The sequence below is a fragment of the Streptomyces sp. NPDC031479 genome (genome assembly GCF_055581065.1).
This window is the reverse complement of the sequence record NZ_JBVIKC010000088.1, coordinates 1-11,277: the sequence shown is the minus strand read 5'-3', so window position 1 is coordinate 11,277 and position 11,277 is coordinate 1. Positions and strand designations below refer to the sequence as shown.

At 73.3% G+C, this 11,277-nt stretch carries 11 protein-coding genes; 5 read left to right on the top strand and 6 right to left on the bottom strand.

Annotation, left to right across the window (positions count from 1 at the left end; all coding sequences use genetic code 11):
- Positions 1-339: 339 nt before the first annotated feature.
- The 3 genes from ACZ5D2_RS40505 to ACZ5D2_RS40495 are packed head-to-tail and all read right to left on the bottom strand — an operon-like array spanning position 340 to position 4,128.
- The gene (locus ACZ5D2_RS40505; RefSeq protein ID WP_371678917.1) at positions 340-972 is read right to left on the bottom strand and encodes a TetR/AcrR family transcriptional regulator; all 633 of its coding nucleotides are present in this window, start codon (positions 970-972) and stop codon (positions 340-342) included.
- 29 nt (positions 973-1,001) lie between these two features.
- Entirely contained in the window at positions 1,002-3,089 is a 2,088-nt protein-coding gene (locus tag ACZ5D2_RS40500) for a YhgE/Pip family protein (RefSeq protein WP_371678916.1), read from the bottom strand.
- Entirely contained in the window at positions 3,061-4,128 is a 1,068-nt protein-coding gene (locus ACZ5D2_RS40495; protein WP_468936694.1) for an ATP-binding cassette domain-containing protein, read from the bottom strand. The genes ACZ5D2_RS40500 and ACZ5D2_RS40495 overlap by 29 nt, the downstream gene beginning before the upstream one ends.
- A gap of 234 nt (positions 4,129-4,362) precedes the next feature.
- On the opposite strand from ACZ5D2_RS40495, the gene ACZ5D2_RS40490 reads away from it, so the two are divergent.
- The 5 genes from ACZ5D2_RS40490 (at position 4,363) to ACZ5D2_RS40470 (ending at position 8,579) form a co-directional block, all read left to right on the top strand.
- A complete protein-coding gene (locus ACZ5D2_RS40490) occupies positions 4,363-4,845 on the top strand; it encodes an SAV_6107 family HEPN domain-containing protein (protein ID WP_371678914.1) in 483 nt (160 codons plus the stop codon).
- Positions 4,846-4,922: 77 nt separating this feature from the next.
- The gene (locus tag ACZ5D2_RS40485) at positions 4,923-5,681 is read left to right on the top strand and encodes a class I SAM-dependent methyltransferase (RefSeq protein ID WP_266838592.1); all 759 of its coding nucleotides are present in this window, start codon (positions 4,923-4,925) and stop codon (positions 5,679-5,681) included.
- Positions 5,682-5,975: 294 nt separating this feature from the next.
- The gene (locus ACZ5D2_RS40480; RefSeq protein WP_030227982.1) at positions 5,976-6,377 is read left to right on the top strand and encodes a DUF3040 domain-containing protein; all 402 of its coding nucleotides are present in this window, start codon (positions 5,976-5,978) and stop codon (positions 6,375-6,377) included.
- Positions 6,378-6,477: 100 nt separating this feature from the next.
- Entirely contained in the window at positions 6,478-7,134 is a 657-nt protein-coding gene (locus tag ACZ5D2_RS40475) for a DUF4126 domain-containing protein (protein ID WP_468936689.1), read from the top strand.
- 23 nt (positions 7,135-7,157) lie between these two features.
- Entirely contained in the window at positions 7,158-8,579 is a 1,422-nt protein-coding gene (locus tag ACZ5D2_RS40470) for a phytoene desaturase family protein (RefSeq protein WP_371678912.1), read from the top strand.
- 16 nt (positions 8,580-8,595) lie between these two features.
- On the opposite strand, the gene ACZ5D2_RS40465 is transcribed toward ACZ5D2_RS40470, so the two are convergent.
- From ACZ5D2_RS40465 to thiE, 3 genes are all read right to left on the bottom strand, one after another.
- Positions 8,596-9,483 carry a hypothetical protein gene (locus ACZ5D2_RS40465; protein ID WP_371678911.1) on the bottom strand — a complete coding sequence of 296 codons (888 nt, stop codon included), beginning with the start codon at positions 9,481-9,483 and terminating at the stop codon, positions 8,596-8,598.
- A 50-nt stretch (positions 9,484-9,533) separates the two neighbouring features.
- Positions 9,534-10,448: a methylenetetrahydrofolate reductase [NAD(P)H] gene (gene metF / locus ACZ5D2_RS40460; protein WP_371678910.1), complete on the bottom strand. Its 915-nt coding sequence runs from the start codon at positions 10,446-10,448 to the stop codon at positions 9,534-9,536.
- Positions 10,449-10,516: 68 nt separating this feature from the next.
- Entirely contained in the window at positions 10,517-11,155 is a 639-nt protein-coding gene (gene thiE / locus ACZ5D2_RS40455; RefSeq protein WP_371678909.1) for a thiamine phosphate synthase, read from the bottom strand.
- Between the last annotated feature and the right edge of the window lie 122 nt (positions 11,156-11,277).

The window sequence follows — 11,277 nt, the reverse complement described above, 5'->3', positions numbered from 1 at the left end:
TCCCCCCCTGAAAAAACTGTGAAGAAGACCCTCGGCGCTCCCCACCCCCCGGGAAAAGGGAGGGGAAGGGGGGGGGGGTGGGGGGGGCCGCCCCCCCCCCCCCCCCCCCCCCCCCCACCGGCGTTTCCCGTCACCGGGTCCCCCCCCACACTCCCGGCCGGAGCCCCGGTCCGCTCCGCGGCCCCGTGTCCGCGGTGCGGGCCGTGCGCCCCGTCCGATGCCCCCAGTCTGCTGTCCGCGCAGGTGGGAGCCATCCGTACGCGTACTCATCTGTGCCCCTAGGTACGGATACTCAGTTCTACGCCGACCCGGTCCCCGGAGGGCACCGCCGACCGGGGGTCAGCGGCTCCCGCTGACCCGGCCCCGCAGCAGCAGCGACAGCGCCGAGTGGACGTCGTCCAGCGACCGCTCGCTCTGGAAGGCCTGCCAGTCCAGCGCGGCCACCAGCACCATGCCGACCAGCGCGGCGGCCGTCAGCGGCACGTCGATCTCGGCGCTGAGCTCCCCCCGCTCGACGCCCTCGCGCAGCACCGTCTCCACCACGGCCACGGCCTCCTGGCGGACCACCATCAGGGTGGACTGCCAGGCCCGGTTGGTGCGCCATAGCTCGGCGACGTAGAGCTGGGTGAAGGCCGGGTAGCGGTCGATGAAGACCAGTCCCGCCCGGATCATGGCGTCGAGGGCCTCGATCCGGCTGCCGCCGCGCGCCTCGGTCTCCTGGGCCGCGGTGCGCAGCGAGGCGGTCAGCAGACCGACCCCGTGCCGCAGCAGCTCCTCGAAGAGCTCGGTCTTGCTCGCGAAGTTGTAGTAGACGGTGCCCTTGGCCACGCCGGCCCGCTCGGCGATCTCGTCGACCGTGGTCGCGGAGAAACCTTGTTCGGCGATGAGCGTGACGGCGGCTTCGTAGAGCTTCTGCCGGGTGGCCTGGCGGCGTGCGCCGCCGGTGCCCGTACCGGTGCTGCTGCTTTCCATGGCGCTGATTCTCACAGGTCAACAGCCCCCTACAGGCTCAGTTCCGGGTGCAGCCGGTCCATCGTCCACACCTGCTTGCCGCGGGCGGCGAGCGCGGTGAGCGCCAGGGCGCCCACGGTGAAGGCCACCAGGACCCCGCAGCCCTGCCACACCGGGGCGAGGTCGCCGCCGGTGATGAGGCGGCGCAGGCTCTCGACGATGTACGACATCGGCAGGTACGGGTGGATGGCGTTGAAGAAGCCCGGACTGGTCTGGACGGGGTAGGTGCCGCCGGCCGAGGTCAGCTGGAGCATCAGGACGGCCAGCACCAGGATCCGGCCGGCCGCGCCGAACTTGGCGTTGAGCCACTGCACGATCGCCGCGAAGCAGCCGGTGACCAGGAACAGGAAGCCGATGGTGAGGGCCGGGCGGGCCATCTCCAGGCCGAGGCCCCAGTGGAGCACCGACATCAGCGCGCCCACCTGTGCGGCGCCGAGGCCCGCCACGGGCAGCCAGCCCGCGAGGGCGATCCGCCAGGGCGAGGCGCCGGCGGCCAGGGCCCGCTTGTTGAGCGGGGCGATCAGCATGTAGGCGACCATCGCGCCGACCCAGAGGGAGAGCGGGATGAAGTACGGGGCGAAGCCGGTGCCGTAGTTGGGCGCCTTGTGCAGGGACTGGTTGGCGAGCTTCACCGGGTCGGCCATGACCTCGGTGCGGGCGTCGCGCTGATGCTGGTCGTAGTCGGGGATCTTGCCGACGCCGTCGTGCAGTCCGCCGGCGAGTTCGCCGGTGCCGTCGACGAGCTTGAACATGCCGCCGTTCAGGCTGTGCGCGCCGTCGCCGAGCTTGCCGACGCCCTCGCCGAGGGCTCCGGAGCCGCCGGCGGCCGTGCCGATGCCGGTGTGCAACTGGACCATGCCGTCGGCGACCTTGTGCGCGCCGGTGTTGAGGGCGTTGACCTTGGCGACGGCCCCTTCGAGGTCCGAGGAGAGGCCGGGGGCCTTGGCGACGAGCTCGCGGGCCTTGGTCTCCAGGTCGCTCAGCTGGTTGCGGAGCTTGGTGATGTCGCCGTTGCTGTTGCCGACGAGGGTGTTGACGTCCCCGGAGAGCAGGGCGGCCTGGGCGGCGTCGTCCTTGATCTTCTTCTGCCGCTCGCAGAAGCCCGCGGGCAGCTGGGCGTTGGGGACGGCGCAGTACTGCGTGTAGTTGCTGTCGGCGAGGGAGGCGACCTGCTTGGTGATCGAGGCGGCGGCCGGGGCCTTCTCGGCGAACTTGTCGAGGTGCTTGTTCGTCACCTGGGCGGTGTCGGCGACCAGCTTGGCGGTGTCCGCGAGGTTCTTGGGGTCCTTGACGAACGGGCGGGCCTTCTCGGCGGCGCCGTTGACCTTGTCGGCGAGGAGCTGGGTGCCGTCGGCGATGTCCTTCGTGCCGGTCTCCAGCTGGCCGGCGGCCGAGTTGAGCTTCTTCAGTCCGGCCGTGAGCTCGCCGTTCTTCTCCTTGGCCGTGTCGAGTCCGTCGGCGAGTTCCTTCGCGCCCTGCTGGGCCCTGCCCGCGCCGTCCTTGAGCTTGTCGGCGCCGTCGGCGGCCTCGGCGGTCTTGTCGTGCAGGTCGGAGAACGAGACGAAGATCTTGTCGAGGAAGCCGCGGGAGGCGTTGGTGGAGGCCGCCGAGCGGACCTCCGAGAAGACGGTGCGGGAGATCGAGCCGACGATGTAGTTGTTGGCGTCGTTCGTGCGGACCTGGAGGGCACTGGTGGTGGGGTCGGCGCCGCCGCTGGAGGCGATCTTCGCGCTGAAGTCGGCGGGCATGGTGAGGGAGAGGTAGTACTTCCCGTTCTCCAGGCCCTTGGCCGCCTCGGCCTGGCTGACCTCGTGCCAGTCGAAGGTCTTGCTGTCGTGCAGCTTCTTGGTGATCTCACCGCCGGCGTCGAGGTGCTTGCCGTCCACGGTGGTGCCCTGGTCCGCGTTGACGAGGGCGACGGGCACCTTGTCGAGACGGCTGTACGGGTCCCAGAACGACCAGAGGTACAGGGCGCCGTAGAGGAGCGGCAGGAGGAGCAGCGCGACGAGAGCGGCCCGGGGCAGCTTCCCCCGCCCGAACCGCTTCAGCTCAAGCGCGGCCAGTTTCGGCGAGCGCATCGTCCGCCCCCTTCGGGTCTTCGTCGTCGGTGGTCTTGGTGGTGGGCTGCTTGCCGGTGGCGGGCTTCCCGGCGGTGGCGGGCTTCCCGGCGGTGGTCTTCCCGGTGGCCGAGGCGTCCGGGGTCCCGCCGTCCTCGCCGGTTCCGGGCTCGCCGTCCGTCGTGCCGTCCGTCGTGCCGTCCGTGTCGTTGTCCGGGGCCGGACCGGCGGCGGCGTCCGCGGCCGCGGGGGACGCGGGGGACGCGGGGCCGCCGGACAGGCCCCAGGTGATCTTCGGACCGGCGTCGCGGGCGACGGCCGGGCGGGCGGGCACCGTGGGGGCGGCGGCCTCGGCGGGCGCCCCGGGGGCGACCGTACGGAGCACCGTGACTCCCTCCGGGGCCTCGCTGCACACCGCGAGGACGGTGGTCCCCCGGTCCGCGATGGAGCGCAGCAGGGCCCAGGCCTCGGCCCGTTCGGCGTCCGAGAGCTTGAGGTCGAGGTCGTCCAGGGCCAGCAGCCGGGGGCCGGCGAGCAGGGCGACGGCCAGCGAGAGCCGTACGCTCTCCAGCCGCTCCAGATCGCGCACGGAGGTCCGCGGCCCCTTGGGCAGGGTGGCCGGGTCCAGTCCGACGGCGGCCAGGACGGCGGCGATGCGGGCCTCGGTGGAGGCGCGGCGCTCCCCGCGCGGGCGCAGCAGGGCCCGCACGGGGCCTTCGTAGCGGCGCTGGAGCAGGGCTCCCTCGCGCAGTTGCTCGGCGACGGTGAGGGCCTGGTCGAGGTCGTTGACCCCGGGGACCGGGCCGAGGGCGGAGATCCGGCGGACCGCGGCCATCTTCTTCGGCAGCCGGTGGCGGCCGATCTCGGCGTGGCCCTCGGTGGGCTTCATCCGCCCGGTGAGGGCGAGGAGCAGGCAGGTCCGGCCGCTGCCGGAGGGGCCTTCGAGCGCGATCAGCGAACCGGGCGCCGCGTCGAGGTCCACGCCCCGGAAGACCCAGCCGCGCGGGCCCTTGAGTCCGAAGGCCTCGGCCTTGACGGCCGCGCCGTGCGGGCTGTCCACGCCGTCCCCTTTCTGTCGAATCCGTCGAAGCTTTTGAACTGACCGGTCAGTTCAAAAACTATCAGGTCCGCGACCAACGGCCGCACCCCGAGGGGGGCCTCGGGTCGGACCGGAGGAGAAGGCGCAGGTCAGCGCGATTGTCAGTGGGGGACGTCACGATGGATCCACGGCCACGCGCGCGAGCACGGCCGCCCGCACCACCGCCGAGCACCACGCAACGACAGGAGGTTCGTCATGGCCACACCGTCCCCGTCCCCTGTCCACCCCGTCCCGCGCAGGGCCGCCGCACCACCGGCCGCCCTGGACCTGCTCGCCAAGGCCCACGGCGGCCTGGCCGAGGCGGCCCTGCTGCCCCGGCCCAACGAGCGGTACGCCACCGCCCACCTGGCCGCGCTGCGCGCCGCCGCGGCCGTACTGGCCGCGCGCGGACGCCCGGAGCCGGCCGGACCGAGGCGGCGGCCCAGGATCCGCAGCGCGTGGGAGGTGCTCCCGGAGATAGCGCCGGAACTGACCGAGTGGAGCGCCCTGTTCGCCTCCGGCGCGGCCCGACGGGCCCGTGCCGAGGCGGGGATACCGGACGCGGCGACCTCCCGGGACGCGGACGACCTCGTACGGGAGGCCGGGATGTTCCTGCGGCTGGTGGAGCGGATGCTCGCGCTCCAGCCCCCGGCGCAGCCCCTCCCGCAGCCCCGGCCGGAGCGTCCCCACGCGGGATGACCTGCCCGGTCGGCCGAGGCAATAGGGTGGGGCACGCACCGCTCGCCCCACCCTTACGCGCCGAGGAGCCATCAGCCGTGTCGGACACTTCCCGCCCCCGCGCCTCCCTCCGCACCGCCGTGGTGTGGGAGGTCCTCAAGGAGGCCCTCGACCGCCGGGCGAAGGCGACCGGGCGGGACGTGCTGGACGTGCTGGACACCGGTGGCGGCACCGGAAAGTTCGCCGTGCCGCTGGCCCGCCTCGGCCACCGGGTGACCGTGGTCGACCCCAGCCCGAACGCCCTGTTCGGGCTGGAGCGCCGGGTCGCCGAGGCCGGCGTGGCCGACCTGGTGCGGGGCGTCCAGGGCGACGCCCAGGGCCTCCTGGACGTCGTCGAGCGGGACGCGTACGACGTGGTGGTCTGCCACGGGGTGCTGGAGTACGTGGACGACCCGGCCGAGGGCGTGGCCAACACGGTCGCGGCCCTGCGCCCCGGCGGCATCCTCAGCCTCCTCGGCGCCGGGCTCGGCGGGGCCGTCCTCGCCCGCGCCCTGGCCGGCCACTTCACCGAGGCCCGCACCGCCCTGACCGACCCGGCCGGACGCTGGGGCTCCGGCGACCCCGTCCCGCGCCGCTTCACCGCCGAGCAGCTCAGCGAGCTCGTCAGCGGGGCCGGCCTGGAGGTCGGCTCGGTCCACGGAGTGCGGATCTTCGCCGACCTGGTGCCCGGCGTCCTGGTCGACACCGAGCCCGGAGCGGTGGAGGCGCTGCTGCGACTGGAGGAGGCCGCCGCCGAGCTGCCCGCCTTCCACGCGGTCGCCACCCAGCTGCACGTCCTGGGAGAGAAGCCCGCCTGATCTGCGGCCTTGCGCAAACGGGCTCGGCCGCACACCCTCCGAACCGGCGCTCCGCCCCGTATGATCGGAGACACCGTTCGGCATGGCGGAGAACTCATTGGGGAATAAGCGCCTCAGTGACCGCGCTGGCGACGGTACGTTTGACGCATCGCTTCAGCGCCACCGCGTTTTCGTTGGCTCAGCGGTTGTCAGAATGTGGCGTAGAGGGCGGGTATCACGGGGGCGATTCCCCGCCTATCCTGAAGGGGACCCCTGGTCGCTACCCCCCGCGACCGACGGATGAGGAGGACTCCCGTGCCGCTCTCGGAGCACGAGCAGCGAATGCTCGAGCAGATGGAGCGAGCGCTGTACGCCGAAGACCCCAAGTTCGCGACAGCGCTTGAGGGTAGTGGACTGCGCACGTACACCCGGCGACGGGTCTACCAGGCAGTCGCAGGCATTGTGGTGGGTATCGCGCTCCTCATGACCGGTGTGATCTGGCAGGAAGTGCTCTGGATCAGCGTGGTGGGATTCCTCGTCATGCTGGCCTGTACGGTCCTCGTGGTCACCGGTTGGCGCAAGGCACCCAAGCCCGGCGAGCAGCCCGTCTCCGGCAGTACCGGCGGATCGGCCCGCGGCCAGAACCGCCAGCGTCGGTCGATGATGCACCGCATCGAGGAACGGTGGCAGCGCCGCCGTGACGAACAGGGGCAGTAGCCCCGCACGCACAGCATCGTGAGGGGACGGCCGCCCCGAGGCGGCGGTCCCCTCACCCCTTTCGCCCACCGGGCCGCCCGTCCTGAGGCATGATGCCCGTGTGAGTGTGCTCCCCTTGGTCTTCACCAGTGGCTGGGCCAGCGGGATCAACGCCTACGCCGTGGTCCTCCTGCTCGGCGTCTTCGGCGCGACCGGCCTGACCGACGAGGTCCCGGCCTCGCTCCAGCGCACCGACGTCCTGATCGTCGCGGGCGTGCTCTTCCTCTGCGAGGTGGTGGCCGACAAGATCCCGTACGTGGACTCCCTCTGGGACACCGTCCACACCGTGATCCGGCCGCTCGCCGGTGCCGTGGTCGGCGCCCTGCTGGCCGGGCAGAGCGGCTCCCTCACCGACATCGCGGCCGGCGCGATCGGCGGCTCCACCGCCCTGGCCAGCCATTTCGTCAAGGCCGGGACCCGGATGGCGGTCAACACCTCGCCGGAGCCCTTCAGCAACATCGCGGTCAGCACCGCCGAGGACCTCGGGGTGGCCGGCCTGGTCACCTTCGCCATGTTCAACCCGCAGGCCGCCGCGGTCATCGCCGCCGTCCTGCTCGCCCTGGGCCTGGCCCTCGTGGTCTACCTGTGGAGCCGCATCCGCCGCTTCCGCCGCCGCCGTGCCCGGCGCCGGGAGGAGAAGCGCCTGGGGGCCGAGGTCCGCGCGGCCGCCGGCACCCACCCGCCCGGCGCCGGGGGCACCACCGGTCCGACCCCCTGACCTCGCTCGATAGGCTCAGCCGCATGGCGAGAATTGCGGTGATCGGCGCCGGCATGGGCGCGATGGCGACGGCGGCCCGGCTGGCCGTGGCGGGGCACCAGGTGACGGTGTACGAGCGGGGGGACTCCTACGGCGGATCGGTCGGCCGGTACGAGCAGGACGGCTTCTCCTTCGACACCGGCCCCGGGCTGCTGCACCTGCCCGCCGTCTACCGCGACCTGTTCGTGAAGACCGGCAAGCGGCCCCTGGAGGACCTGGTCGACATGGTCCAGCTGGACCCGGCCGTCCGCCACGTCCTGGGCGACACCACCGTCACCCTGCCGGGCGCCTCGCGCGGCGGGGTCGCGGCCGCCCTCGACGGGGCCTTCGGCAAGGGCGCGGGCGAGCGCTGGAACGCGGTCCTGGGGCGCGCCCGCGACACCTGGGACGCCACCCGTCGCCCCCTGCTGGAGGAGCCGCTGCGCCCCGACTGGCAGGTCCTGGGCCGCGACCCCTACCCGGCGCTCCGCGGGAGCGGCCTGCTGCGCCGCCGCCCGCCCTCGCTGGCGGAGGTGGCCTCGCGCGAGCTGGGCGGCCACCTCGGGGAGCTGCTGGCCGGCCGGGTGCGGGCGTACGGGCTGGACCCGGACGCCGCTCCCGCCTCGGCGGCCGCGCTGCCGTACATGGAGCAGACCTTCGGCAGCTGGTACGTCCGGGGCGGCATGCGGGAGCTGGCCACCGCGGTGTACGAGCGCTGCCTGGAGCGGAAGGTCACCTTCGCCTTCGCCACCCCGGTGCGTGAGGTCCTGGCGCGGGGCGGCCGGGCGGCCGGGGTGCTGCTGGGCGACGGTACCGAGGCGCCCGCCGACTCCGTCGTCTGCGGGATCGACCCGCGGCGGCTGCCGGCCAAGTCCGTGTCCTGGCCGCACGGCGGGGCTCCGGCCCGCGGGGACGGGGTACCCGCGCGGCTGACCCTGCTGCTGGCCCTGCGCGGCTCCCGCCCAGCCGACGCCGTGCACCGCACCCTGGTGCACTCCCCCGGGCTGGACGTGACCGTGCTGCGCCCGGACGACCCGGCCACCCGGCCCGACGCCGACCACGAGGCGGTCACGGTGACCGCCGTGTGCGGCCCCGCGGGCGGGGCGCCGGTCCCGGACCCCGAGGAGCTGCTGGACCTCGCCGCGCGGGCCGTGCCGGGGCTGCGCTCACGGATGCTGTGGATGCGGGTGCGCACCCCGAAGGACGTGGAGGCGGCCACCGGCGCGCTCGGCGGTTCGGTGCCCCCGCCCGCCCTCGCCGGAGCCGGCGGGCGGCTGCTGTACCCGGCGAACACGACGGCCCTGCCGGGGCTGTACCTGGCCGGCGGCTGGGCCCACCCCGGCGGCGGGCTGGCGCACGCCGGGATGACCGGGGCCCTGGTGGCCGGGCTGATCGTGGAGGGGGCGGAGTTCCGGGGCTCCCAGTGAGCCCCGGAGCGCGGCGTCAGTAGCGGTACTGCCCCTGGTCGCCGTTGCCGTGAGGGTTGCCGTTGTTCTGGTACGGGTAGCCCTGCGGGTCCTGCTCCGGGTAGGGCTGCTGGTTGTCCGTGGCGCGCTGCTGCGGCACCCAGACCCCGCCGGGCGGGGTGTCCGTGGAGTACTGCTGCGCGGGGTCGGAGTACGCCGGGTAGGCGGTGTAGGCCGTGTAGTCGGGGTAGTTGTCGGGGGCCGGCGGGGTCACCGCGCCGCCGGTGCCGATGTACGGGTCCGAGTAGGCGGCGTAGACCTGCTGTTCGCCCGCCGGGTAGCCGGTGTAGTCGTAACCGCCCTGGCCCTGCCCGGGGTCGTAGGAGGCCGCGTACTGGTGGGCGTCCTGTTCGGCGCCGGTGAAGGGCGAGGCGAACGGAGCGGTGGCGTCCGGCCGGTCCGGGGCGAAACTCTGTATCCCGTACGAGCCCGTCTCCTCGGGCACCGGCTGCGGGGTGAACACCTCGTCGCCGGGGCCGGGGCCCGCGTCCGCGGAGGTGCCGTCCGGGTCCTGGGACCCGTACTCCAGGTCGCTGACCTTGAGCTCCGGTGCCGGGCGCGGCGCGCCGCCGCTCCGGCGCCTGCCGCGTTGCTGCCGTACGGGCTCACCGCCGCGGCGCAGCGCCCAGCCGGCCACGAAGCCCTTGCGGAAGGACAGCGTCACCAGGGTCTGGCCGACGGCGAAGGCGGTCGCGCCCGCGGCGATCACCAGGACGGAGGGCAGTACCACCCCGGCCACCACGCCGAGGAACCCCGCGAAGGCGAGCAGGCGCCAGCGGAGCCGGGCCTTGTACTGCATCAGGACCTCGGCTAGCAGCCACAACGCGACGATGCCGAACGCGATGTAGAGGACCGTCATTCCCATGCAAGGCCCCTCTCGGTACGGCCGTCGGCGCGGGAACGGGGGACGGCCGCTCAGGCCCGCTGGTGCAGGCCCAGGTTCTCGTAGATTTCGAGAGTCGCCGTGGAATTGTTCAGCGTGATGAAGTGCAGCCCCGGGACACCCTCGGACAGCAGCCGCGCGCAGAACTCCGTGGCGAACTCGATGCCAATGGAGCGTACAGCGGCCGGATCGTCCTTGACGGCGAGCATGCGCTCTTTCACATCCGCGGGGAAGACCGCGGTGCTCAGTTGCGGCAGCCGGTCGAGCTGCTTGATGCCCACAACAGGCATGACCTCGGGGATGATCGGGGTCTCGCAGCCCGCCTTGGCGGCGCTGTCGCGCAGCCGCAGATAATTCTCGGGATCGAAGAACATCTGGGTGATGGCGTAGTCGGCGCCCGCACGGCACTTGTCCACGAAGTGCCGGATGTCCGTGTCCCAGTCCTCCGAACGGGGGTGCATCTCGGGGAAGGCCGCGACGCCCACGCAGAAGTCGCCGGACTCCTTGAGCAGGCGCACCAGGTCGGCGGCGTAGTCCACGCCCTCGGGGTGCTTGACCCAGGGACCCATGGGGTCGCCCGGCGGGTCGCCGCGCAGGGCGAGCATGTTGCGGATGCCGGCGTCCGCGAACTGGCCGATGACGTGGCGCAGCTCGGCGACGGAGTGGTCGACGGCGGTCAGGTGCGCGACGGGGGTCAGGGTGGTGTCGGCGGCGATCTGCTCGGTGGCGCGGACGGTGCCGCCCCGGGTGGAGCCGCCGGCTCCGTAGGTGACCGAGACGAAGCTCGGGGAGACCGCCTCGATGCGGCGGAGGGCGTTCCAGAGGTTGCGCTCGCCCTTCTCGGTCTTCGGGGCCCAGAACTCGAAGGAGTACGAGCGCCCGGACGCGAGGAGGTCGCGGACCGTGTGCGCACGGTCCGACCAGGTGGAAGCGGTACCAAAGGCCATACCGGCAGGTTAGACGCGCGCTCGCGGACTCCGAAGCGGTGTCCATCCATTGGACACGTTTTTGGACACTAGCCCAGTCGGGCGCGGATCCGCTTGGAGAGTTCGTGGGCGGCGGCGTGGGGATCGGCCGCCTCGGTGATGGCGCGGACGACCACGACGCGGGTGGCTCCGGCGTCCAGCACCTCGTCCAGGTTGGTGCCGTCGATGCCGCCGATGGCGAACCAGGGGCGGTCCTGGCCGAGGGAGGCCGTGTACCGGACGAGGTCGAGGCCGGGGGCGTGGCGGCCGGGCTTGGTGGGGGTGGGCCAGCAGGGGCCGGTGCAGAAGTAGTCCACGCCGGGCTCGGCGACGGCGGCGTCGACCTCGGACTCGGCGTGGCAGGAGCGGCCGATCAGGACGCGCTCGCCGAGGATGGCGCGGGCGGCGGGGACGGGGATGTCCCCCTGGCCGAGGTGCAGGACGTCGGTGCCGATGGCGTGGGCGACGTCGGCGCGGTCGTTGACGGCGAGGAGCTTGCCGTGGCGGCGGGCGGCCTCGGCGAAGACCCGGAGGTGTTCGAGCTCCTCGCCCGCTTCCATGCCCTTGTCGCGGAGCTGGACGATGTCGACGCCGCCGGACAGGGCCGCGTCGAGGAACTCGGGGAGGTCTCCCTGCCGCTTGCGGGCGTCCGTGCACAGGTAGAGCCGGGCGTCGGACAGCTGCTGCATGGGTGTACCCCCGTGTGGTGACGGCGTGGGGGGGGGGGGGGGGGGGGAGAAAAACGGGGGGGGGGGGGGGGGGGGGGGGGGGGGGGGGGGGATGCCAAGCCTTGTGGGGGCGGGCTGGTTAT

Bases quoted from the DNA above. Each gene is read 5' to 3' on its own strand.
- ACZ5D2_RS40505 (WP_371678917.1), bottom strand. From the start codon at position 972: ATGGAAAGCAGCAGCACCGGTACGGGCACCGGCGGCGCACGCCGCCAG.
- ACZ5D2_RS40500 (WP_371678916.1), bottom strand. From the start codon at position 3,089: ATGCGCTCGCCGAAACTGGCCGCGCTTGAGCTGAAGCGGTTCGGGCGG.
- ACZ5D2_RS40490 (WP_371678914.1), top strand. From the start codon at position 4,363: ATGGCCACACCGTCCCCGTCCCCTGTCCACCCCGTCCCGCGCAGGGCC.
- ACZ5D2_RS40470 (WP_371678912.1), top strand. From the start codon at position 7,158: ATGGCGAGAATTGCGGTGATCGGCGCCGGCATGGGCGCGATGGCGACG.
- ACZ5D2_RS40465 (WP_371678911.1), bottom strand. From the start codon at position 9,483: ATGGGAATGACGGTCCTCTACATCGCGTTCGGCATCGTCGCGTTGTGG.
- metF (WP_371678910.1), bottom strand. From the start codon at position 10,448: ATGGCCTTTGGTACCGCTTCCACCTGGTCGGACCGTGCGCACACGGTC.
- thiE (WP_371678909.1), bottom strand. From the start codon at position 11,155: ATGCAGCAGCTGTCCGACGCCCGGCTCTACCTGTGCACGGACGCCCGC.